Source organism: Bradyrhizobium sp. AUGA SZCCT0158 (genome assembly GCF_018130065.1).
Lineage (GTDB): Bacteria > Pseudomonadota > Alphaproteobacteria > Rhizobiales > Xanthobacteraceae > Bradyrhizobium.
Window position 1 is genome coordinate 29216 of the sequence record NZ_JAFCME010000017.1, and the last position, 21543, is coordinate 50758.

The following is a 21543-nucleotide window of genomic DNA, read 5'->3' on the forward strand; positions in this document are numbered from 1 at the left end:
GAATTGCGCGGGGGCCTTTAACATTAGGATCTTCAGGAGTGGATGTCAGGTACCGGTGCGCTTGTCGTTACCGAAGCGCCTGATCACCTTGCGCTCGACCACGACCGAGCGCTGAGCGCCTTGCTCACCCGTGATGACGCGGGTGGCGGTCCGCGCAACGGCGCGGCCGGTCTTCTTCACCTCAGCCAGCACTTCTTCGAACGGCAGCCCCATCAGCGCCGCGGCGATTTCCGCCTGCTGCTGCTGATCGTCGGTAATGCCGACGGCGGCGAAGATCGCTTCCTCCAGCGTCGGCGGATCGCGCCGTACGCGCCGGGTGCCGTATTTCGTGTTCCAGTCTTCGCTCATCGGGGCCTCGCATATGATGCGGAGATACCTATGTGCCCTTATGTTGCATTGCAATATGAAATTCGCATGGCATTACAGCCATGCGTCTATAATTTCTCCAGTCTGGTAGCGTCGTACAGTTCGATGGACGTGGCGGCCGCGGCCAGCGACTGCAGCGACTTGACGAAATCGCGCGAGGCGGGGACCGCGAAATGGTTAAGCAGCGCCGCGCGGTCGGCCCATTGCTCGAAAAACACCAGCCGCAGCGGGTTTTCGCAATCGACATGCACGGCGTGCGAGATGCATCCGGGCTCACCGCGCGAACGATGGACGTGCTCGAGGCTCAGCCGGCGAACCTCGTCGAAACTGTCCTGGCGCGCGGTCACACTGCCGGTAACCACGATCATTTTGATCCTCCTTGTGCCGTCGTTCCAGATACCGGCTTGCGCCGAGCTATTCGGCGGCGGTCAGATCCAGCGCGTGTTGCGGCCAGCGCTTGAGCGCGGCGTGTCCGGCATCGGTCAGGACGTAAATGCCGCGCTCGGCGCGATCGAACCAGCCATAGACATTGTGCAGTAGAATCTTGCCGGCGTCCGGCATCTCGATCCGCAAATCCTTCACGCGCCGCGGACCACCCGAAAGCGCCGCAGCGCAGGCCAGCGCCTGTTGGCGATAGGCCGTCATGATCGGCGCGCGCGTAGAGCCGCCCATCGCCGGATCGCCCTTGCGTCGCTCATGCTCCCTGATCAGCCGCGAGCGCTTCTTCGGGTTGCGGCGAGGGGCCGTCGTGGCGGGTTTGACGATCACCTCGACGTCGCCGGTGTTGGTGACCGCGAGCATACCGAAGCCGAGCCGACGACAGAGGTTGCGATAGCGGGCGTCACTTTCGCGGCCCTTGCCGCGTGCCGACAATTTGGCCGCCAGCCACACCTCGTCGCAGGCGCCGGCGCGATCGACCGCCTGCAGGATCAGTTCGAGGTTGAACGTGAGCTTCAGTTCCCCGATCACCACGACAGGCGGATCGTCGCCGCTGAGCGCCACCAGGTCGCAACCGCCGATCTCGCCCTTGACCGTGAAGCCGAGCTTTTCAAGGAAGCGTTTGACGGGCAGATAAAGCGCGGTTTCCAACGACAGGCTCCGGCGGCAAAAGCGGCCGCGACTCAGTGTCACGAGTTTAGCCCGGATTTGGCCAATTCGCGCGTAAGCGGCTATCTTGCCGGCGGGACAGACAAACGGGCGCGATCCAATGCTGCGCCGGCTTGCAGACTGAGGATCTAAACCCGCCCGCTCACCGGCAGCAGCGCGCCGGTGACGGCGGAGGCGGCGTCGCTGGCGAGGAATAGGATGACGTCGGCCAGTTCCATTGGCCTTACCCATTTACTGAAATCGGCTTTCGGCATGCTGGCGCGATTGGCCGCGGTGTCGATGATCGACGGCAGCACGGCGTTGACCGTGATTTTGCCCTTGTGTTCGGCGGCGAGCGCTTCGGTCAGGCGATGCACGCCGGCCTTGGACGCGGCATAGGCGCCCATGCCGGCGCTCGCCTGCAGCGCGCCAAGCGCGCCGACATTGACGATACGCCCAGTGCCGGACGCGGTCAGATACGGGATCGCCGCGCGCGAGGCGTTGAGCGCGGTCGTTACGTTGAGCGCGTACATGCGCTGCCACGTCTTCGGATCGCCCTCAATGACCGTCTCGAATGCAAAACCGCCGGCGATGTTGATCAGCGCGTCGAGCCTGCCGAAATGCGATGCCGCGGCATCGATGGCCTTTTTCGCTGCCGCCGCATCGGTGAGGTCGACACCGCCGAGTTCGAACTGATTTGATGTCGCCGGTACTTGCGTCGGCGCGTGGTCCACGCTCGCGACTCTGGCGCCGGCCGTCAGCGCCTGGTCAACGACGATGCTGCCGAGTGCACCGAGGGCGCCGGTCACGACAATGACTTTTCCATCCATAATGGGCCTCCGCAATAAGAGCGACAACTATCGTCAGGGTTTTTCATCAGCAATGCGGCGAATTTCACGTCCAAAAAGGCCGAACCGGCGTTGCGGACTACGTAAGAATACGGATCAAGGCCGATCGCTAAAATTTGCGGGAGTTGCGCAAGTCGATTGCAGGTTCCATTCACTACAAGGGGAGTCCAATCCAAGGCAGGGGCATCACGATGGGATCTCTACCCGACCACGGTTTACCGCTTGTTCAGCTTAAGGAGCAGCGGCGGGATCTGGTGGTCGCGCTGCAAAACCGCAACGGTCCGATCAAGGACTGGGAGCTGATGCAGATCGCGGCGATCCAGCAGGCAATCCAGGCATTCGAGGACGTCATCGCCGATCTCGATGCAGAAATGGAAATGGAAGCCGCGGCCTGAACGATCGCAAGACACATTCGCGCAGAAGCACGGCAGGCTCGCCGCACAGATGCGGCGGGGAAGGCCGATTAAATCAGGATTGCAAATAGAGCGCCGCGAGCGCCGCGCGCTCCTTTGCCCCAAGGCCGATGCCGTCGCGCAGGTAAGCTTCGAGGCCGCCATAGTCGGCGTCGATGGCTTCGAACGCAGCGCCCAGGAACGCTGTTTGCACCGAGCCCAGCACCTGCTTGACGTGATCGGGCAGGTCGCTGCTGGCGGCGGGATCCCGGCGGTAGAACTGGTTGGTCAACAGATAATCTTCCGCAATCACCTCGTCGGGGACGCCAAGCGTGTGCAGGATCAGTGCGCAGGCGAAGCCGGTGCGATCCTTGCCGGCGGTGCAATGGATTACCAGGGGCGCGCGATCTTCCAGCAGATGCGCAAACAGCGCGCGGAAGCGCGGCGTGTTCTGCTGCACATAGCTGCGGTAGGAATCGCGCATCACCTCGACGGCGTGGTCGGCCGACAGCTCCGTGCCGCCGGCGGCGATGGCGCGAAGTGCGGCGACCACCGTTGGCTCGACCGGCAGCGAATGCACGGTGATATCGGCGAGGCCACACAGCGCCTCGGCGCGCTCCGTCGTGCCGCGAAAATCGAACGCGCTCTTGACGCCGAGCGAGCGCAAGACCGCAGCGTCATCATCGGTGAGATGGCCGAGATGGTTGGACCGGAATATCTGCCGCCAGCGTACGGTGCGGCCGTCGCGGGTGAGATAGCCGCCGAGGTCGCGGAAATTGCTGGCGCCAGCAAGATTGAGATGACGGGCAGGGGAATCTGACATCGGGCGGCCTTATGGAATTCTTGATGGAATTCTTGGAGAAGCAATTCTTGTGCGGCGCTTGAGCCGGGGTGTGTCGCGTCTTGACGTCTGGTCTATACTCGGGCCGTCTGGAGGAGAATATGAATAATCGCAAGATCGCTGGTTTCGCGGCGGCGCTGTTCCTGGGAACGGTGGTTCTGGGAACGGCGGGCTCGGCCGCGTGGGCACAGGCGACCTTCAAAAACTATCGTTGCGCCGACGGAACGCAATTCATTGCCGGGTTCTTCCGCTACGATTCACGCGCCCACCTGCAGCTCGATGGCAAGGCGGTGACGCTGAAAAAGGGGGTGGCGTTGTCGGGGGCGCGCTATACGGCCCGCGGGATTACCCTGAGAGTCACGAAGGCCGGGCTCACCACGCTCAAGCACGCCAAACGGCCGGTAACGGCGTGCGAGCAGACCTAAAGACAAGGTTTGCATGAAAAAGGGCCGAAACGATTTCGTTCCGACCCTTTTCTACTTCACTGGCCGCGCCTGAACTCTTTGACGCGGATTTGTCGAACGTTGGGCTGGCATCAGTGGTCGCGCCCAGGCTTGGTTTCCTCGATGGCGGCCGCGTGGTACCAGCTGCCGCTGCAATCGGCGATGTCGACCGCCGGCGCGGCCGCGTCGGACTTGGTCTCGCCGTAGCGGCGCCCCGCCAGGGCGGACCGACCCCCGGCTGGGAATTGATAGATCTTGGCAGACCCCTCATTCACACCTGTATTGACCATTTGAGTCTCTCCGTAGGTCGAGCGAACCACCATGGTGCGCCCGACTCGTTCTGTAGTCGTTACTGAAACCGCGATATCGTTTGCGCCTCCGGGAATGCAAGTTGCTCAAAAAAGCGCCGAGAATGTACATTTTGTAGGCACTTGCTGTTTTGCTTCGTGGGAGGCAATGGGCAGATGGCTAACGCTTGGGCCGGCGTGAAGGTTGCCGGTGGCGGCCGCCTTTGGCGTCGCATGGGCAGATCAGCTGCTGCAGCTTTAATCGGGCCGGAAAGCCGGGGGCAAAACTGCTGTAGAATCGGGCTTCAACCGGGGACCAAAGCGACTTTTGGCCGCCTGGCGCGCATGTCGGGCGCGCTCCTATGCCGCAGCAAAAAATGCACGCGCGACGGTGAGCATCTCGACGCCATCTGATGCCGCGCTGCAGCGATTGGCACTTTAATTGCTTGGTAAGAAGCGGCCTGACGTGGCCGGGTACACGTGTGCGGGGACGGCAGGGGCTTCTAACCTCCAAAGTCCGGGGTTTCCGCACTTTGCAGCACTAAACTCAAGAGAGGCTCAATGACCAAGTACAAGCTCGAGTATATTTGGCTCGACGGATATACGCCGACACCCAGTCTGCGCGGCAAAACACAGATCAAGGAATTTGCTTCGTTCCCGACGCTCGAGCAGCTCCCGCTGTGGGGCTTCGATGGCTCCTCCACGCAGCAGGCCGAAGGCCACAGCTCCGATTGCGTGTTGAAGCCGGTCGCGGTCTACCCCGACGCTGCGCGTGAAAACGGCGCACTGGTGATGTGCGAAGTCATGATGCCTGATGGCAAAACCCCGCACGCGTCGAACAAGCGCGCGACCGTCCTCGACGACGAAGGCGCATGGTTCGGCTTCGAGCAGGAATACTTCTTCTACAAGGATGGTCGTCCGCTCGGCTTCCCGACCGACGGTTATCCGGCGCCGCAGGGCCCGTACTACACCGGCGTCGGCTACAAGAACGTCGGCGACGTCGCCCGCAAGATCGTGGAAGAGCATCTCAATCTCTGCCTCGCTGCCGGTATCAACCACGAAGGCATCAACGCTGAAGTGGCGAAGGGGCAGTGGGAATTCCAGATCTTCGGCAAGGGCTCCAAGAAGGCGGCCGACGAAATGTGGATCGCCCGCTACTTGATGCTGCGCCTCACCGAGAGCTACGGCATCGACATCGAATTCCACTGCAAGCCGCTCGGCGACACCGACTGGAACGGCTCCGGCATGCACGCCAACTTCTCGACGACCTTTATGCGCGAGACCGGCGGCAAGGAGTATTTCGAGAAGCTGATGGCGGCCTTTGACAAGAATCTCATGGACCACATCGCCGTCTACGGGCCTGACAACGACAAGCGCCTGACCGGCAAGCACGAGACCGCGCCCTGGAACAAGTTCAGCTATGGCGTGGCCGACCGCGGTGCTTCGATCCGCGTTCCGCATTCCTTCGTGAACAACGGCTACAAGGGCTATCTGGAAGATCGTCGTCCGAACTCGCAAGGCGACCCCTACCAGATCGCTTCCCAGATCCTGAAGACGATCTCCGAGGTTCCGACCTCGGCCAAGTCGGCCGCGGCCTAAGCGACACTGCATACCCGGACGGGGCCGTCCGGCTCGCTACCCTGATCCGCCAAAGCGTGCCCGCTTTGGCGGATCATTGCGTTGCGATGACCTTGCCTCAAATGCATCGATTCAAGCCCTTTGCCCGATTCAAGCCGTTCCCCTGCGTTATGAACCGCGCTAGATACGGATGCGCTTGCCGGGGACACGGCCATTGCTCGAGGGTTTCTACAAGATCCGGTTTCAGCTCAACGACGCGGTCGGCCGCAGCGTGATGTATGTGGGCGCCGGCAAGATGCTCGGCGGCAATTCCGCCTTTGCTCATATCGGCACTTATCAGGAAGAAGCCGATGGCGAGCTTGTCATCGAGATCAAGACCGTTCGCCATAATCCCGACCCGAATTACCGCGCGATGGCCGGCACCGACGACGCCACCCTGCTGGCGCGGGGCAAGCCGGACGGCAAAGTCTACCGGTTTGAAGGCGGCCTCAAGGAATTGCCGGGTGCGAAATTCAGCTCGGTCATGACGCCGATCGGGGAGGAGGAGATCCCGATCGCCGGAGGCGTCGGCCAGGATGGTATCGTCAATGGCCTCTATTCCATTCACATCCGCATGCTCGACGGCGTCGACGGCGGCCTGACCGGCGTGATGTTGCTCAATGATGGCCGCATCCTCGGCGGCGATGCGTCGTTCTACTACATCGGCAGCTACACCTCCGAGAAGGGCCGCTGGAAAGGCCAGATCCTCAATCAGGAGCACACGCCGGCAAGAGGCGAGAACCCGGTGTTCGGCGGGCATGAGGTCGGCATCGGCTTTGCCGGTACCTGCGACGACCAGGGCGCGCTGCTCGAGGCCACCGCGCTTGCGGGCAAGCGTAGCCTGCGGCTGACAGCCGTGCTCAAGCTGATGCATCGGGCGTAACGCCATGGACAATGCCGTGCGCGTGCTCTCGACACTGGCGCTGAAGGGCGCGGTTCACAATCTGGCTGGGCATTATCAGGCAGCCGGCGGTGTGCGCATCGATGCCGATTTTGCGCCGACGCTGGCGCTGCTGGATCGCCTGCGCGGCGGCGAGGGCGCAGACATCGTGATCCTGACCCGCGAGGGGCTCGACGACATGGTCCGCGAGGGTCGCGTGGTGGCGGATAGCTGCGTGGATCTCGCGCGATCCTATGTCGGCCTCGCGGTGAAGGCGGGCTTTTCCCATCCCGACATCGCAACCGAGCCCGCGCTGCGCACGGCGCTGCTTGCCGCCCGTTCGGTGGCCTATTCGCGGATCGGCGCCAGCGGCATTCTGTTCGCCCAGTTGATCGAGCGCCTGGGCATTGCGTCCGAGATCAATGCGAAAGCCTGCATCATCCCGTCGGGCTTTACCGCCGAACGGCTGGTGGCGGGGGAGGCGGATCTGGCCGTGCAGCAGATCAGCGAGTTGAAGCAGGTCGGGGGTATCGAGGTCATCGGCCCCATTCCCCGCGAGTTGCAAACGCCCGCGGTGTTCTCCGCCGGCCGCGTGGCGGCTTCCAGCAAGGCTGCTCAATCGGACCGGCTGTTGCGGTTTCTCGCCTCGCGCGAGGTTGCGCCAGTGCTGCGCGAGAGCGGGCTCGAGCCTTGAATTTGCGAGCTTTGAATTTGCCTGCCGGTCGACGCAACCTGTCGTCCCGTGAGGACGCTGTTTCACGGGGGCGCGGTTGCGATAGGTGTGTGTAGATGTTGCCCGTTCTGGCGCGCGCAAATCGGCCGATCTCGTGCTCTGCGATTGGGTCGCCGCCGAGGAGGGCGGGGACTACTTCATGTAATAGCTGATGTAGTATCGGGCCCGCTGATAGGTCAGTTCGAGATATCCGGGATAATCTCTTGCCGCCAGCTCGACGGCGCGCTTGTAGCGTGCGCCGAACTCGCCCTTGATCTTGTCGAAGTAGCCAAAACAGGCATCGTCGAATCTCACCGCGGCAATGATGGCCTGCTTCACTTCCGCTTCATCCATACCGGGATGGGTGAGTTGCAAGCGGTCGAAGGTCAGACCGTCTTCGGGATGATCGTGCTCGAATTTGACCTCGATCGAATTCTCCGCCGGCCGCGACCGGAACACGTCACGCACGTTCGGCGGCATCGCCCGCCACGCGAGCAAGTCGAGCTTGGAGCACTCCCGCCACAGCAAATACGCCGCGTCCTTCAGCGGCAGCTCACTGGCCTCGGCGATGGTTCGGGCAATGGTCTCTTCATCTTCGGTCATCGGTATCACCGCAATGGAAATCGCCCATTGGTCGGCTGCTGCGGCCAGCCGGTTCACGACGGCGGTGCCGGCTGCGTGAGGTATGACATGGAACGCCCAGAACCTGCGCTAAAACGACCGCTGGTACTCCCCGCCAGTGCTATGCCCCCGCGAGATGATGCAATGAAGCAGGAAATTTGCTTTGCTGGACGGGCTTTACAAGGCTGAGTACGGCGTGAACGATGCGTTCGGTCGCAGCATCATGTGCATGCATGAGGGCAAGCTGCTGGGCGGCAATTCCGCCTTCGCGCACCTGGGGATTTACCAGGAAAACGGCGATGAGATTCTCGGCGAGGTCATCACCCAACGTCATAATGAGGACCCGCATTACAAGCCGCTGATGGACACCGACGTCGCCGCGATCAGTGTGCGGGGAACGACGGACGGCACCAATATCCGCTTCGAAGGCAGCGCCGCGCCCCGGCCGGGAGCACTGTTCTGGGCCAATCTCACCCGGCTCGATGACGAGGCGTTGCCGCCGGTCGGCGAAGTCGGATCGGGCGGCATTGTGAACGGGCTCTATTCGATTCACATCCGCGCGCTCGACGGCGTCGATGCCGGGTTGTCCGGCGTCATGCTGCTGATGAACGGTCGCATCCTCGGCGGCGACGCGTTCTTCTATTACCTCGGTTCCTACAGCTCCGCTGATGGCCGCTGGAAAGGCGAGATCCTCAACCAGGAGCACACACCGGCAAAGGGCGAAAATCTGGTATTTGGCGGCTATGAGGTCGGCATCGGCTTTTCCGGCACGTGCGACGGCGAGGGCGCGGAACTCGAAGGCATCGCGCTCGCTGGAAAGCGCAGCCTGCGGCTGGCCGCCACCTTGAAGTTGATGCGGGCGGCCTAGAAAAACGCGATTGGCCCGCGCCTCGGATTAGGCTTTCCCCTGCGCGCTACATGGAATAAGAGCGGCCAGCAATTTCCATGTTTGGGTAACAATGATCCGTCTCGATAACGTCTCTAAGCAAGTCGGCCACCAGATCCTCTTCATCGAAGCTTCGGCAGCCCTGCAAAAGGGCGAGAAGATCGGCCTTGTCGGCCCGAACGGGGCTGGAAAGACCACGCTTTTCCGGATGATCTCAGGTCAGGAACTGCCCGACGAGGGGCAGGTGTCGCTCGATCGCGGCATTACCATCGGCTATTTCAGCCAGGATGTCGGCGAGATGGCAGGCCGCAGCGCGGTTGCCGAGGTGATGGATGGCGCCGGCCCCGTCAGCGTCGTGGCGGCCGAGCTTCGGGCGCTTGAAGCCGCGATGGCCGATCCGGATCAGGCGGATGAGATGGAAGACATCATCGCGCGCTATGGCGAGGTGCAGCACCGCTTTGAGGAGCTCGACGGCTATGCACTCGACGGCCGGGCCCGCGAGGCGCTTTCGGGCCTCGGGTTCAGCCAGGAAATGATGGATGGCGACGTCGGCGCGCTGTCGGGCGGCTGGAAGATGCGCGTCGCGCTGGCGCGCATTCTATTGATGCGGCCGGATGTGATGCTGCTGGACGAACCGAGCAACCATCTCGATCTGGAAAGCCTGATCTGGTTGGAGCAGTTTTTGCGTGGCTATGAAGGCGCGCTGCTGATGACCTCGCATGATCGCGAGTTCATCAACCGCATCATCAACAAGGTGGTCGAGATCGACGGCGGCACGCTGACGACTTTTTCCGGCAATTACGAATTCTACGAACAGCAGCGTGCGCTCAACGAGAAGCAGCAGCAGGCCCAGTTCGAGCGCCAGCAGGCGATGCTGGCCAAGGAAATCAAATTCATCGAGCGCTTCAAGGCGCGCGCCTCGCATGCCGCGCAGGTGCAGAGCCGGGTGAAGAAGCTCGACAAGATCGAGCGCGTCGAGCCGCCGAAGCGGCGCCAGACGGTCGCGTTCGACTTCCTGCCGGCGCCGCGTTCCGGCGAGGACGTCGTCAGCCTGAAGAACGTCCACAAGGGTTATGGCAGCCGCAGCATCTATGAAGGCCTCGACTTCATGATCCGCCGCCGCGAGCGCTGGTGCGTGATGGGCATCAACGGCGCCGGCAAGTCGACGTTGCTGAAACTGGTGGCGGGCTCGACCGAGCCTGATGACGGCACCGTCGTGGTCGGCGGTAGCGTCAAGATGGGTTATTTCGCCCAGCACGCGATGGATTTGCTCGACGGCGAACGCACCGTGTTCCAGTGGCTGGAAGATTGCTTCCCGCAGGCAGGCCAGGGCTCATTGCGTGCGCTGGCCGGCTGCTTCGGGTTTTCCGGCGACGATGTCGAGAAAAAATGCCGGGTGCTGTCGGGCGGCGAGAAGGCGCGGCTGGTGATGGCGCAGATGCTGTTCGACCCGCCGAACTTTCTGGTGCTGGACGAGCCGACCAACCATCTGGATCTCGCGACCAAGGAAATGCTGATCAACGCGCTCTCCGAATTCGAGGGCACCATGCTGTTTGTCTCGCATGATCGCCACTTCCTGGCGGCGCTTTCCAACCGCGTGCTGGAATTGACGCCCGAGGGCATCCACCAGTTCGGCGGCGGCTATACGGAATACGTCGCGCGCACCGGCCACGAGGCACCGGGCCTGCGCAGCTGATGCGCTATCTCCATCGCACCAGCGGGGCGATTGTTTCGATTTCGTTGGTCCAGATGCCGCCGGAGTATTTTTCGGGCAGCCGTTGCAAGAGTTCCGGCGTGTCGATGCCGGACGAAAACTCGCCGCCGCTGTAGGGGCCGAGCACGAAGACCGCGCTGTTCGCCGCGTCCATGCGGTTGAGGAATCGGTCCGGCCAGCCCCACAGCCACGGCGCGACATTGATCGGCACCAGAACCATCGCATTTGCGCACGCCCGCGGTACCATGCCGGTCCAGCCATACCCGATGTAGCTGACAAGACAGCTCTTGATGGCCGCGCGTGAAATCGTCCTGATGTCCGGCACCAGTCGCCGGACCGCTTCGATCGGCTCGTCGCCGCCATAGACCATGATGAGGCGGCGGCGCTCGGCGGGGAGGGCTCGAAGCACGGCCGCCAGCTTCTCGCCCTCAGACCGATCGCGGCTTTTGACGTTGATCAGCAACCGCTTGTCCGGGAAGGTCGCGAGCGTCTCGCCCAGCGTCGGCATCTGGCCGATGCCCTTGCCGCGGAATGGAAACGTCTTGCCGTTGTCGGCCGTGTATCCGTAACCGATGTCGCGCAATTTCAGTTCGGCCATCGCATGCTCGCGGGTAACCCCGCGTCCATCCGTGCGGCAGTCGAGCGTCCAGTCATGAAATACCGCAAACTCGCCATCGGTTGTCGGATGGACATCAATCTCGACGATATCGGCGCCGGCCGCAAACCCTGATCGCATCGAACGAATGGTATTTTCCAGATAGTCGTGCGTCGGCGGCAACATCCGTGCCGCCGTGCAGGTGTCGTTCTTCAAATCGCGTTCGTCGAAGCGCTGCGCCACGCCTCGATGTGCGAGAAGGACGGGAGGGCCTTCGCGATGCGCGGTCAGCAGATTGGTGTTGTTGATGGTGATGCAAGCGGCGATTGTAGCGATTGCTGCGGCGACGTACTTTATTTTCCTGCCCAATATCACACCTCTTTTGAGATGTGCTGCTAAGCAGTATTTCTGTTCGATTTGCGGCGGCGGCAAGCGACAGGACCAGCCAAACGCATTGGAGGCACGCGTGCACGCTGGCTTGAACCATCAGTGTCTGCCCGATACGCTTCTTGCAAAAATCGGGGGCAACGATGCGGCAGATCAGGATCGGCGACATCACCATCGACGCGGTGATCGAGCGGGAGGGGCCGTGGCGGCGGCCGCAGGATTTCTTCCCGGCCTATAACGAGGCTGTATTCAGGCGGCACCTGCCTGATATGGAGCCGGAATTCTTCGACACGGCGTCCGGCAAGATGTTCATCACCTACCAGACCTTTGTGGTCCGCACCCCGCGCCATACCATCCTGGTCGACACCTGCACCGGCGAGGACAAGGGCCACCCGCCGCCGTTCGATTTCCCGGGCAAGGAGCGCTGGCGCAATGAGCTGTTCGCACTCGGCGTCAGCTTCGAGCAGATCGACTACGTGTTCTGCACGCATCTGCACATCGACCATACCGGTTGGAATACCACGCTGCGCGACGGGCGCTGGGTGCCGACATTCCCGAACGCGAAGTACATATTCCACAAGAGGGAATACGCGGTGTGGGAAGCCGAATACGCCAAAGGCGCCGAGCCGCCCGGCAAGGTGTTTCGCGACAATTGCCTGCCCATTGTCGAGGCCGGTCAGGCGCTATTGGTCAATGACGACTACGCGCTGGACGATACTGTCACGCTGACGCCGACGCCGGGGCATTCGCCCTGCCATTGCTGCGTCAACATCTTCTCGAAAGGCCAGCACGCCGTGGTGGCGGCGATCTGATGCACCATGCGATCCAGTGCCGCGAGCCCGACTGGTCGCCGGGCGTCGACTGGGACCCAAAGCAGTCGGCGGTGTCGCGCCGCACGTTCTTTGCCTCCGTCGTCGGCACCGATACGCTGATCCTGCCGGTTCATTTCCCGAATCCGACGGTCGGCCTGATCACGGCCGATGGCGATCGCTTCGATTATCGATTCAAACGAGATTAGCGCCATCGGCTGCGGCGCAACAGGGATTAAGGTAAACTCGTGGCCATTAGGGCAAGTTCGGCTTTGGCCTCGCCGAGCAGCGCCATGCCGCCTAACCGACCCAATTCGTCCGAACATTTCGCGCTCTTGCCGTAGCAGCCGAATGCAACCACTACGCGCTCCGAAAGCGGTCCGATGCAGGGCAGGCCCGTGTCGCCAAAGCTGGTCATGCACGGCACCACGCGGCGTTCTTCGAAATGGAGGTCGCGAATACGCTCAAGGATCTGCGTTTGCAGCCGATCAGCGACCTCAATCGACCCGCCCGATCGGAACCAGTTCTTGATATCCGCCTCGCTTTCGAGCGGAAGATCGACCGGATCACCGCCGAGCTTCAACCAGATTTGGCCGTCCGGATAGGCGATCGGCGGCAGAATATAGGGATTGTCGCCCTTGGGACCCAAACAAAGCATCGATGGCATTCCGTTCAGGCGTTGAGTCTCCGCCGCACCAAGCCGAAACATCGCCACGGTACGCCCATAGACCGTAACACCCAATGATCGACCGAGCAGCGATTGGGTATGCCCGCCTGCCGCCACGAGAACACGTTCGGCCTCGACACTGCCCGATCTCGTCCGGATCGTCACGCCAGCGCTGCTTTCCGAAATCCCAAGAGCCGGTTCGTCGATGATCCGGGCCCCGGCACGCTCCGCCGCGATCGTCTGCGCGCGGACCAGGCGGCGCGGGCTGATGTATCCGGCATTGCGTGGCTGGAAATATCCCTGCACTCCCGCCGTCGATCTCAGAAACGGAAATCGCTCCGCGAGCCCCGCATCATGATATGCTTCGCACAGGATCCCGTCTTCGGCGCAGATCTTGCCAACCGAAGCGACGTTTGTCGTTTCGCGGTCGCCGACGTAAAGCGCACCGACTTCCCGGTAGAACGCCACACCGCTTTCCGCTGCAATCTCGCCGTAGCGCGAAATCGCAGCGCGGTTCATTTGCCGCCAAAATGGCTGCGGATCGTAACTCCGCGTGATACGGCCCTCATCGTAGTGGCTGCCGAAGACGCCGTCATGGCGTGAAAAATCCGCCGGCTCGTCGGGCCCGATCAGGGCAACATCATGGCCCATCTTGGACAGATGCCGCGCCGCCGCCGACCCGATCATGCCACGCCCGATCACCGCAAGTTTGGTCGCTTTATTCGCGCTCACGATTAGCTCCCGTGCCTTGCCGCTTGCTCTTTGAGACGGGCAATTGGCCCGAACGCAAGTCGATCAAGCACAACCTCTCTCGATCCATCACAATCGACAAGTACCATTTTTAATCATGACAACAGCCAGTATAGTCCGCGTTACCCAACACAGGACAGCGTCATGGATCAGCGCGACCCAAGGACCGGAAAGGAACACCGGGAGTTCTTCAACATCGATCTTTCCTCGGGTTGGGAAACGATCGCGCCGGGTATCGAAGCGAAGACGCTAGCGGGATCGCTCGATGAAGCCGCCGGCAAGGGGCATCTCAATCGCCTCGCTCGCTGGGCGCCGAATGCCGAGATCGATGCCGTGCGCGCTCACGAGTTTTACGAGGAGGTCGTGGTTATCAAGGGAACGCTCCTTGTGGCCTCGCAGGAGCCGCCACATCGTTTCGAGGCGTTCCACGCTCCGGCTTTCGCCTGCCGCCCTCCGCATGCCAAACACGGCCCCTTCAAGGCAGGTCCGGAAGGCTGTTTGCTGCTTGAAACCTCGTTTTTCTACTAGGACGGGGGATTAACTCCAGCGCGCGCAGAACGCCTCGACGTCGCCGGACTGGAATTCCGGCAGGCGCTGAAAGATGGTTTCGGCCGGCCAATTCCACCACGCAATTGCTGCGAGCCGCGCGGCGATATCGCGACTAAAGCGCTCTCTGATCTGTTTTGCCGGAACACCGCCAACTATCGTATAGGGCGCCACGTCACGGGTAACCACGGCGCCGGCGGCCAGCACGGCGCCGTCGCCCACCGTTACGCCCGGCATCACAATGACGGCGTGCCCGATCCAGACATCGTTTCCGATCACGACGCGGTCGGCGCGGCGTTGCCGAAAGAAGGTATGATCCCGCTTTGCGTCGGCAGTGTAGTATTCAGGGCAGTAGGTAAATCGGTGCTGCGACGGCCGGTCGAGGGGATGGTTCGGCGCCCCGATGCGCACCTGCGCCGCGATCGCGCAAAATTTTCCGATCTCTGCGTCGGCGACCATGCAGCCCGGGCCGAGATAGGAGTAATCGCCGAGTTCGGTGTATTCGATGGCGGTATCGCCGAGAACCTCACAACAAACACCAATCGAGACTTCGCGCAATTTGACCGTGGGCTCAATAACGGTTTCGGCAAGCTTTGGGCGCGGGGGAGCCGGTTGGTGCATAGCGACTTGCTCGTCAATCAGGCGGCCCAGTGCCGCTGATGTCATCTACCACAGCTGGCAGCGACCGCGCGTGAAGGTTAGGACGGGCAAGCATGCGCTGGCTGCAGCGGTCCCGCCTGACTTAGGCGGCGCGAACCTCGCTGAGGAAGCGGTTGACCTGGCCGGCGAGGTCCTTGGATTGCGACGACAATTGCTCGGCTGCGCCCAGCACCTGGGTGGCGGCGGAACCGGTCTCGTCGGCCGCCCGCTGCACGCCGGAGATGTTGGCGTTGACCTCCTGGGTGCCGCGCGCGGCTTCCTGGACGCTGCGGGAAATCTCCTGCGTGGCCGAACCCTGTTGCTCGATTGCGGATGCAATCGCAATGCCGATCTGGTCGATTTCGGCGATGACATTGGCGACGTTCTGTATGGCCGTCACCGTTTCGTCGCTCGCCGCCTGAATGGCGGCGATCTGTTCGGAGATTTCGGTGGTCGCTTTCGCGGTCTGCCCGGCCAGCGATTTGACTTCCGAGGCGACGACCGCAAAGCCGCGGCCGGCATCGCCGGCGCGCGCGGCCTCGATGGTGGCGTTGAGGGCGAGCAGGTTGGTCTGGGCCGCGATGCTCTGAATCAGCGTTACGACATCGCCGATCTTCTGCGCGCCTTCGGCCAGCGAACGGGCGGTGTCGCCGGTGCGGCGCGCGTTGTCGACGGCGCGGGCCGCGATCTCGGTGGACTGCGCGACCTGGCGGCCGATCTCCGAAATCGAGGAGGTGAGTTCCTCAGTGGCGCTCGCAACGGTCTGGACGTTGGTTGATGTCTGTTCGGAGGCAGCGGCCACGACACCGGCCTGACGGTTGGTGGCGGCGGCGGTCGAGGACATCGAGCGGGCGGTATCTTCCATCACGGATGAAGCTGACGACAATCCGCCGACGAGTTCGCTGACTTTGGCTTCGAACGAGCGGGTGAGTTCGTCGAGCACCTGGACGCGCCGCATCTTGACGTCGTTCTCGGCGGCCTTTTCCGTCGACAGGTGTTCGGCCTCGATCATGTTGTCCTTGAAGACGCGCACGGCAGCCGCCATCGCGCCGATCTCGTCGCCGCGCTCGGCGCCCGAGATTTCGTCTGAAACGTTGCCGCTGGCGAGCCGTGTCATGGTGGCGGTAAGGTCTACGATCGGTTTGCAGACGCGGCGGTAGACCATCAGGATCAGGCCCGCGCTGGCGCCGATAACGGCGATCAGACCTGCGAGCGCGATGATGAAGCTGAGGCGTGCCGAGGAGTAGGCGGCGCCCAGGACCTCTTCGGCATTGTCGTAGAACGCGTCGCGCAGCGTGATGACCGCGCCGAGTCCCTTTTGCGATTCAACGAAGAACACATCGACGTTGTGCTCGTATTTGCCGCTGATCGCGCCTTCCTTGACGAGCTTCAGCTCTTTGCCGAACCGATCGACATAGGCCTCGTTCATTTTCCCAAGCGCAGCGGCCACATTGGCGGGCGTTGCCGGATTGCCGCGCAAATCCTGCAGCGACATCAGGATCTGGTCGGCGCGGCCCTGCGCGCGGCTCAGCTCCATCTTCTCCGCGTCGGTTGCGACGCGGTTGGCTCCGACCAGGTTCTTGTGCAGGCTGGCGTTGTAGCCGCCGACATCGCGCAGTGCCCAGGTGATGTTGGCGTAAGTCGCCTGGCGGTAAGCGTCGCCGTCGAGCAGCGCCATGCGGCGGACCTGTTCTTCGAGCAACGCGGTGATGGCGGCGTTGAAGACCGCGTTATCGGCGACAATCTTCCTGGCGGCGTCCTTGCGGGCATCGGCGGGGCCGGCGATGGCCTTGTCGATGGCCTCGCGCAGGGCATTGAACTTCGCGTTCAGCCCATCGATGCCGCTGGCGACGGACGCGCCATCGTCGAGCGAGCCGGGCAGCGTCTTGCGGATCGCGTTCATCTTCGTCAGCGCGCCGTTGGTATCCTTGCGGTATTTGTCGAGGTCGGTGAGCATCTTCGGCTCCACCACCGCCGGCCCATACAGGATGTTGGTGGAGAAGCCGCGTTCGGGGTTCATGTAACGCGGGATGTCGCCGACGGCCCGCACCACTTCGAGCCGGCTCTGGGCGACGGACACCTTGTCCATGGTCTGGTATTTCGTGACGGCCACATAGACGGCGAGACCACCGCCCACGGCGGAAAGCGAGACGATGGCGTCGGTCAGGAGGGTACCGATTTTCATGGGATTTGGGCCATTCACGATGGTATGGGAGTGCTGGCCTCCATCCTAAGTGGTGCGCATTAATCTTGGGTTACGGTGCGAAATCAGTGTGGCGGAAAGTACGGGACAAGGTAGCCGGTCTGCTGGAGCAGCAGCGCGAACAGCCCGGCGCCTGCAACCAGCCCGATCCAGAACAGCGGTGCCGGTATCTCGCGGCGAAAGCTACAGAGGCTCAGAACCATTCCGAAATAGAACACCATGGTCATGACCTGCCCGGTGTGCGGCGTCGGCGACAACAGTTTCCAGATGAAATACCCGATCAGAAAGCAAGGCAGCAGGATCGAAACCACGCGGATGCCGGTGGTCGTGGATGGCTGGACTGGCGGATTGCTCATAATGGCCTCTTGGTTCGCGACGTCGCCTCTCAGGCAGTCGCGTCCAAGTGGCAATGCGTTCAAAGGCGGAGGTCGGTTTTCTGGCTGCGTTGCGGGGGCGCGAAGTGCCGCCTCGACTGCCACCCGCACTCGCGCAGAGATAACGTGAACTTGCTATCTCACGCTTCAGCGGTTCTCTTCATCCGTCTTTCGCGGCGGGGATTTGCGCGACGGGGCGGGAGCGCCGAGTTCCTGGCAGGGCAGTTCGGTCCACGATCCATCTGATGTCTGCTGGTAGGAATGGCAGGACGATGACGCCGGCTGCTCGCTGGTCTTCGGCGTCTCGGCGTTTTTGGCAAGCCCGGGTACCGCCGCCGCGAGCAGGGCGGCTATCGTCGCCACAAAGATCGCGTGTCCTAACCGCATGGAAATTCTCCTTTTTGAAAATGGAGTTCCTTTCGTAGCGGACATTGTGGATTTTTTTTGAACAGGAGCGTGCGTGCGCGCCGGTTTGATTAATGATCTCCAAATCGTGCGCGCTCGTTCACAGCCGCGTGACGCGCAACCGCAGGGCATTGCCGACGACGCTGACCGACGACAGCGCCATGGCCGCGGCGGCAATGATCGGCGACAGCAGGATGCCGAAGCCGGGATAGAGGATACCCGCAGCAATCGGGACGCCGGCGGCGTTGTAGATGAAGGCGAAAAACAGGTTCTGCCGGATGTTGCGCATGGTGGCCTGCGACAGTTTTCGTGCGCGGACGATCCCGCCAAGGTCGCCCTTCAAGAGCGTGATGCCTGCGCTTTCCATCGCCACATCGGTGCCGGTTCCCATGGCGATACCGACTTCGGCTGCCGCCAGCGCCGGAGCGTCGTTGAGGCCGTCGCCGGCCATGGCGACGATCCGCCCCGCCTTCTGCAGCCTGGCGACCACCGCGCTCTTCTGATCCGGAAGCACTTCGGCCTCGACGTCGGCGATACCGAGCTGCCGCGCGACCGCTTGCGCGGTGGTCCTGTTATCGCCGGTCAGCATGATGACCTTGATGCCTTCTTCCGCCAGCGCCTTCAACGCCGCTTGTGTTGAAGCCTTGACGGGATCGGCGATGGCGAACAATCCGGCAAGTTTGCCGTCCACTGCGATATTGATGACGGTGGCGCCATCGGCGCGCATGCGCTCGGCATCGGAATCCAGCGTATGGGTATCGACGCCAAGCGAATTGAGGAACTTCGAATTGCCGAGCAGAACAGATTTGCCGTCGACCTTGCCGGTCGCACCTTTGCCTGTCGGCGAGTCGAACGCCTCGACCTTGCCGAGTTCCAGTTGACGTTCCCTTGCGGATCGCACGATGGCGTCGGCGAGCGGATGCTCGCTGGCAAGCTCGATGCTGGCGGCGAGCCGCAGCATTTCGTTCTCGTCGTATCCCGCGGTCGCCACGATTGCTATGACCTTCGGCTTGCCTTCGGTCAGCGTGCCCGTCTTGTCGACCACCAGCGTGTCGACCTTTTCCATGCGCTCCAGGGCTTCGGCGTTCTTGATCAGCACGCCGGCATGCGCGCCGCGCCCGACGCCGACCATGATCGACATCGGCGTCGCAAGGCCGAGCGCGCAGGGGCAGGCGATGATGAGCACGCTCACGGCGGCGACGAGGCCGAACACCATGCGTGGCTCCGGCCCGAAATAGGACCAGACGCCAAAGGCGATCAGCGCCACGGCAATGACCGCGGGCACAAACCATCCGGCAACCTGATCGGCGAGCCGCTGGATCGGCGCGCGCGAGCGCTGCGCATCCGCCACCATCTTGACGATCTGGGACAGCAGCGTGTCGCGGCCGACTTTCTCCGCGCGCATCACGAACCCGCCCGATTGGTTCAGCGTGCCGGCAATCACCTTTGCCCCGGTCTCCTTGGTGACGGGCATGGATTCGCCTGTTACCAGCGATTCATCGAGCGAGGAGCGGCCTTCGAGGATGACGCCGTCGACCGGCACTTTTTCTCCGGGCCGGACGCGCAACATTTCCCCGACCGCGAGGCTGTCGATTTCGACTTCATGGTCGGCGCCGTCTTCGCTGATGCGGCGCGCGGTCTTCGGCGCCAACTGGAGCAAGGCCTTGATGGCGCCCGACGTCGCCTCGCGGGCGCGCAGCTCCAGCACCTGGCCGAGCAGGACGAGCACGGTGATGACGGCCGCAGACTCGAAATAGACCGCGACTGCGCCGCCATGACCGCGGAAGGCGGCCGGGAAAATTTGCGGCGCGATGGTGCCGACCAGGCTGTAGAGATAGGCGACCCCGGTGCCGACAGCGATCAGCGTGAACATGTTGAGATTGCGCGTCAGCAGCGACTGCCAGCCGCGCACAAAGAAGGGCCAGCCGGCCCAAATCACGACAGGCGTGGCGAACGCGAGTTGAATCCAGTTTGACAGCGCCGGGTCGACGAGGCTGTGACCGCCGGCGAGATGCCCACCCATCTCCAGCACCACCGGCGGAACGGATAGCACGAGGCCGATCCAGAAGCGCCGCGTCATGTCGGCGACTTCTGGGTTGGGCGGCGCATCGAGGCTCGCAACCTCCGGCTCCAGCGCCATGCCGCAGATCGGGCAACTTCCGGGCCCGACCTTCCGGATCTCGGGATGCATCGGGCAGGTGTAGATCGTGCCGTCGTCGGCGCCTTGAGGGGCGGGCTTCGCCGATGATTTCTCGAGATACTTCCTTGGATCGGCGGCGAATTTGGTTTTGCAGCTCGCCGAGCAGAAGTGAAAGGTTTTCTCCTGGTGGTCGAAGCGATGCTTGCTGGTCGCGGGATCGACCGTCATTCCGCAGACGGGGTCGAGCACCTTGGCAACGGCGTGGTGATCCTGATGGCTGTGGTGCCCGTGATCGGTGTGGGCGTGATGATCGTGGCCATTGCAACACGATTTGGAGGTTGCGCCGTCCGGATTGGCCTTTGTGTCCGGGGTTTTGCTTTCCGGATTCTTGTCGTGGTGGTTCATCGCGAATGCAGTCCCTTGCAACCTATACCCTGTAGGGGTATATAGGCCGCATGAGAAAAGACATCAAGGCATCCTGTCAAAAACGTCTGAGCCGCATCGAGGGCCAGGTCCGCGGCCTGTCCAGGATGGTGGACGAGGACCGCTACTGCATCGATATCGTGACGCAGATATCGGCGGTGCGCGCCGCGCTCCGGCGCGTCGAGGAAGAGGTGTTGAAGGATCATGTCTCGCATTGCGTCGAACACGCGATTGCGAGCGGCGACAAATCGGATCAGCGCCAGAAGATATCGGAGCTGATGGCGGTCATCGGCCGGTCTGACCGATAAAACGCGATCTGTCACCGCCGGCGGCGTGCAATCGCACCGGCAACGGTCTGCATGGTAATTCCCAAGACCCAGCCGAGCATGATCATCCAGGTCCAGGCGAGGTGCGGATCGTGACGGAGCACGATCACGCAGACGGAGGCAAAGGCTGCGCCCGCGGCGAGGAACGTGCCGACCGCGCTGAGCAATTCCGGCGCGTCGATCTTACCATCCCAATGCCCGTCCGTCGGCTTGCCATCGGTGTCGAAGGGACGTTGCGGGGTGTCGATGCCCAGATAGAATCCGACGGCGCCGCCGAGCATCATCAAAAGCAGGAAAGCCTGCGACGTGAACTGCGGGATGCTGGTACCGACGAGTGCGGCCACAAACAATCCGCTTGCAGCGCCGGCCATCGCAAGGCCAAGGCGCTCCAGGACGTGCGCGGTCTTTCTGACGCGGGTTTGCATGGGGGCTCCCGCAGACTGTGAGCAGGGAAGGTTAGGACGTTTTGGCGCCGGTTGAAAGACGTCTACAAGTTGAAAGACGTCTACAAGGCGACGTGATACGCGCCGACGGATTCGTGTAAGCGGTGGCTACGGATAAGCGTGATGCAGCCAGCCCCGGTGAG

General features: G+C 62.5%; 24 protein-coding genes and 1 pseudogene. 10 read left to right on the forward strand and 15 right to left on the reverse strand.

The annotated features are described in order from the left end of the window. Positions 1-45 precede the first annotated feature (45 nt). The 4 genes from JQ574_RS23260 to fabG form a co-directional block, all read right to left on the reverse strand. Complete coding sequence (locus JQ574_RS23260; RefSeq protein WP_212212739.1) at positions 46-348, reverse strand: hypothetical protein; 303 nt, start codon at positions 346-348, stop codon at positions 46-48. An 86-nt stretch (positions 349-434) separates the two neighbouring features. Then, positions 435-734 (reverse strand): putative quinol monooxygenase, encoded by a 300-nt coding sequence (locus tag JQ574_RS23265; RefSeq protein WP_212038120.1) that lies wholly within the window; start codon positions 732-734, stop codon positions 435-437. A gap of 46 nt (positions 735-780) precedes the next feature. After that, complete coding sequence (locus tag JQ574_RS23270; RefSeq protein ID WP_212212742.1) at positions 781-1455, reverse strand: DUF2161 domain-containing phosphodiesterase; 675 nt, start codon at positions 1453-1455, stop codon at positions 781-783. Between the two features lie 146 nt (positions 1456-1601). Beyond that, positions 1602-2282 carry a 3-oxoacyl-ACP reductase FabG gene (gene fabG, locus JQ574_RS23275; RefSeq protein ID WP_212273058.1) on the reverse strand — a complete coding sequence of 227 codons (681 nt, stop codon included), beginning with the start codon at positions 2280-2282 and terminating at the stop codon, positions 1602-1604. A gap of 143 nt (positions 2283-2425) precedes the next feature. Between fabG and JQ574_RS23280 the strand changes: the two genes are divergently transcribed. After that, on the forward strand, positions 2426-2695 hold the full coding sequence (locus JQ574_RS23280) for a hypothetical protein (protein ID WP_249119535.1): 270 nt from the start codon (positions 2426-2428) through the stop codon (positions 2693-2695). A gap of 73 nt (positions 2696-2768) precedes the next feature. Here the strand turns inward: JQ574_RS23280 and JQ574_RS23285 are convergent, their stop codons facing one another. Then, entirely contained in the window at positions 2769-3515 is a 747-nt protein-coding gene (locus JQ574_RS23285) for a tyrosine-protein phosphatase (protein WP_212212758.1), read from the reverse strand. Between the two features lie 119 nt (positions 3516-3634). Between JQ574_RS23285 and JQ574_RS23290 the strand changes: the two genes are divergently transcribed. Beyond that, a complete protein-coding gene (locus JQ574_RS23290; RefSeq protein WP_212212773.1) occupies positions 3635-3958 on the forward strand; it encodes an MliC family protein in 324 nt (107 codons plus the stop codon). Positions 3959-4068: 110 nt separating this feature from the next. On the opposite strand, the gene JQ574_RS23295 is transcribed toward JQ574_RS23290, so the two are convergent. Continuing rightward, the gene (locus JQ574_RS23295; protein ID WP_212212775.1) at positions 4069-4266 is read right to left on the reverse strand and encodes a DUF2735 domain-containing protein; all 198 of its coding nucleotides are present in this window, start codon (positions 4264-4266) and stop codon (positions 4069-4071) included. 558 nt (positions 4267-4824) lie between these two features. On the opposite strand from JQ574_RS23295, the gene JQ574_RS23300 reads away from it, so the two are divergent. The 3 genes from JQ574_RS23300 to JQ574_RS23310 all read left to right on the forward strand — a co-directional run bounded on the left by JQ574_RS23300 (position 4825) and on the right by JQ574_RS23310 (position 7454). After that, positions 4825-5862, forward strand: a complete 1038-nt coding sequence (locus JQ574_RS23300) for a glutamine synthetase beta-grasp domain-containing protein (protein ID WP_192733340.1) — start codon at positions 4825-4827, stop codon at positions 5860-5862. A 193-nt stretch (positions 5863-6055) separates the two neighbouring features. Then, a complete protein-coding gene (locus JQ574_RS23305) occupies positions 6056-6763 on the forward strand; it encodes a GrlR family regulatory protein (RefSeq protein WP_212212777.1) in 708 nt (235 codons plus the stop codon). A 4-nt stretch (positions 6764-6767) separates the two neighbouring features. Beyond that, the gene (locus JQ574_RS23310; RefSeq protein WP_212212779.1) at positions 6768-7454 is read left to right on the forward strand and encodes a substrate-binding domain-containing protein; all 687 of its coding nucleotides are present in this window, start codon (positions 6768-6770) and stop codon (positions 7452-7454) included. Positions 7455-7625: 171 nt separating this feature from the next. On the opposite strand, the gene JQ574_RS23315 is transcribed toward JQ574_RS23310, so the two are convergent. Next, positions 7626-8075, reverse strand: a complete 450-nt coding sequence (locus JQ574_RS23315) for a hypothetical protein (protein ID WP_212212781.1) — start codon at positions 8073-8075, stop codon at positions 7626-7628. Positions 8076-8256: 181 nt separating this feature from the next. On the opposite strand from JQ574_RS23315, the gene JQ574_RS23320 reads away from it, so the two are divergent. Continuing rightward, entirely contained in the window at positions 8257-8961 is a 705-nt protein-coding gene (locus JQ574_RS23320) for a GrlR family regulatory protein (protein WP_212212783.1), read from the forward strand. A 91-nt stretch (positions 8962-9052) separates the two neighbouring features. After that, positions 9053-10675: an ABC-F family ATP-binding cassette domain-containing protein gene (locus JQ574_RS23325; protein ID WP_192733335.1), complete on the forward strand. Its 1623-nt coding sequence runs from the start codon at positions 9053-9055 to the stop codon at positions 10673-10675. Between the two features lie 4 nt (positions 10676-10679). Here JQ574_RS23325 and JQ574_RS23330 read toward each other — a convergent pair whose 3' ends face one another. Further along, a complete protein-coding gene (locus JQ574_RS23330) occupies positions 10680-11657 on the reverse strand; it encodes a glycerophosphodiester phosphodiesterase family protein (protein ID WP_212212785.1) in 978 nt (325 codons plus the stop codon). 161 nt (positions 11658-11818) lie between these two features. Here JQ574_RS23330 and JQ574_RS23335 point away from each other — a divergent pair. Next, a pseudogene (locus tag JQ574_RS23335) lies at positions 11819-12693 on the forward strand (MBL fold metallo-hydrolase). Between the two features lie 26 nt (positions 12694-12719). Here the strand turns inward: JQ574_RS23335 and JQ574_RS23340 are convergent. Further along, positions 12720-13883, reverse strand: coding sequence for an FAD-dependent oxidoreductase (locus tag JQ574_RS23340; RefSeq protein WP_212212787.1), 1164 nt, complete (start codon positions 13881-13883; stop codon positions 12720-12722). Between the two features lie 162 nt (positions 13884-14045). On the opposite strand from JQ574_RS23340, the gene JQ574_RS23345 reads away from it, so the two are divergent. Further along, positions 14046-14429, forward strand: a complete 384-nt coding sequence (locus JQ574_RS23345) for a cupin (RefSeq protein ID WP_212212789.1) — start codon at positions 14046-14048, stop codon at positions 14427-14429. Positions 14430-14438: 9 nt separating this feature from the next. Here the strand turns inward: JQ574_RS23345 and JQ574_RS23350 are convergent, their stop codons facing one another. From JQ574_RS23350 to JQ574_RS23370, 5 genes are all read right to left on the reverse strand, one after another. Beyond that, a complete protein-coding gene (locus tag JQ574_RS23350) occupies positions 14439-15068 on the reverse strand; it encodes a DapH/DapD/GlmU-related protein (RefSeq protein WP_212212792.1) in 630 nt (209 codons plus the stop codon). A 121-nt stretch (positions 15069-15189) separates the two neighbouring features. Then, positions 15190-17271, reverse strand: a complete 2082-nt coding sequence (locus JQ574_RS23355) for a methyl-accepting chemotaxis protein (protein ID WP_212212793.1) — start codon at positions 17269-17271, stop codon at positions 15190-15192. An 83-nt stretch (positions 17272-17354) separates the two neighbouring features. Further along, positions 17355-17645 carry a hypothetical protein gene (locus JQ574_RS23360; protein ID WP_212212795.1) on the reverse strand — a complete coding sequence of 97 codons (291 nt, stop codon included), beginning with the start codon at positions 17643-17645 and terminating at the stop codon, positions 17355-17357. Positions 17646-17810: 165 nt separating this feature from the next. Then, positions 17811-18050 (reverse strand): hypothetical protein, encoded by a 240-nt coding sequence (locus JQ574_RS23365; RefSeq protein ID WP_212212797.1) that lies wholly within the window; start codon positions 18048-18050, stop codon positions 17811-17813. A gap of 118 nt (positions 18051-18168) precedes the next feature. Next, positions 18169-20613, reverse strand: a complete 2445-nt coding sequence (locus JQ574_RS23370; RefSeq protein WP_212212800.1) for a heavy metal translocating P-type ATPase — start codon at positions 20611-20613, stop codon at positions 18169-18171. 50 nt (positions 20614-20663) lie between these two features. Here JQ574_RS23370 and JQ574_RS23375 point away from each other — a divergent pair, with 50 nt between their 5' ends. Further along, positions 20664-20939, forward strand: coding sequence for a metal-sensitive transcriptional regulator (locus JQ574_RS23375; protein ID WP_212038387.1), 276 nt, complete (start codon positions 20664-20666; stop codon positions 20937-20939). A gap of 11 nt (positions 20940-20950) precedes the next feature. On the opposite strand, the gene JQ574_RS23380 is transcribed toward JQ574_RS23375, so the two are convergent. Further along, positions 20951-21382 carry a hypothetical protein gene (locus tag JQ574_RS23380; RefSeq protein WP_212212803.1) on the reverse strand — a complete coding sequence of 144 codons (432 nt, stop codon included), beginning with the start codon at positions 21380-21382 and terminating at the stop codon, positions 20951-20953. Positions 21383-21543: the final 161 nt, after the last annotated feature.

Coding starts and splice junctions, on each gene's coding strand:
- JQ574_RS23265 (WP_212038120.1), bottom strand. CDS start 734: ATGATCGTGGTTACCGGCAGTGTGACCGCGCGCCAGGACAGTTTCGAC.
- JQ574_RS23360 (WP_212212795.1), bottom strand. CDS start 17,645: ATGAGCAATCCGCCAGTCCAGCCATCCACGACCACCGGCATCCGCGTG.
- JQ574_RS23315 (WP_212212781.1), bottom strand. CDS start 8,075: ATGACCGAAGATGAAGAGACCATTGCCCGAACCATCGCCGAGGCCAGT.
- JQ574_RS23370 (WP_212212800.1), bottom strand. CDS start 20,613: ATGAACCACCACGACAAGAATCCGGAAAGCAAAACCCCGGACACAAAG.
- JQ574_RS23355 (WP_212212793.1), bottom strand. CDS start 17,271: ATGAAAATCGGTACCCTCCTGACCGACGCCATCGTCTCGCTTTCCGCC.
- fabG (WP_212273058.1), bottom strand. CDS start 2,282: ATGGATGGAAAAGTCATTGTCGTGACCGGCGCCCTCGGTGCACTCGGC.
- JQ574_RS23295 (WP_212212775.1), bottom strand. CDS start 4,266: ATGGTCAATACAGGTGTGAATGAGGGGTCTGCCAAGATCTATCAATTC.
- JQ574_RS23285 (WP_212212758.1), bottom strand. CDS start 3,515: ATGTCAGATTCCCCTGCCCGTCATCTCAATCTTGCTGGCGCCAGCAAT.
- JQ574_RS23325 (WP_192733335.1), top strand. CDS start 9,053: ATGATCCGTCTCGATAACGTCTCTAAGCAAGTCGGCCACCAGATCCTC.
- JQ574_RS23375 (WP_212038387.1), top strand. CDS start 20,664: ATGAGAAAAGACATCAAGGCATCCTGTCAAAAACGTCTGAGCCGCATC.
- JQ574_RS23260 (WP_212212739.1), bottom strand. CDS start 348: ATGAGCGAAGACTGGAACACGAAATACGGCACCCGGCGCGTACGGCGC.
- JQ574_RS23300 (WP_192733340.1), top strand. CDS start 4,825: ATGACCAAGTACAAGCTCGAGTATATTTGGCTCGACGGATATACGCCG.
- JQ574_RS23365 (WP_212212797.1), bottom strand. CDS start 18,050: ATGCGGTTAGGACACGCGATCTTTGTGGCGACGATAGCCGCCCTGCTC.
- JQ574_RS23290 (WP_212212773.1), top strand. CDS start 3,635: ATGAATAATCGCAAGATCGCTGGTTTCGCGGCGGCGCTGTTCCTGGGA.
- JQ574_RS23310 (WP_212212779.1), top strand. CDS start 6,768: ATGGACAATGCCGTGCGCGTGCTCTCGACACTGGCGCTGAAGGGCGCG.
- JQ574_RS23350 (WP_212212792.1), bottom strand. CDS start 15,068: ATGCACCAACCGGCTCCCCCGCGCCCAAAGCTTGCCGAAACCGTTATT.
- JQ574_RS23345 (WP_212212789.1), top strand. CDS start 14,046: ATGGATCAGCGCGACCCAAGGACCGGAAAGGAACACCGGGAGTTCTTC.
- JQ574_RS23380 (WP_212212803.1), bottom strand. CDS start 21,382: ATGCAAACCCGCGTCAGAAAGACCGCGCACGTCCTGGAGCGCCTTGGC.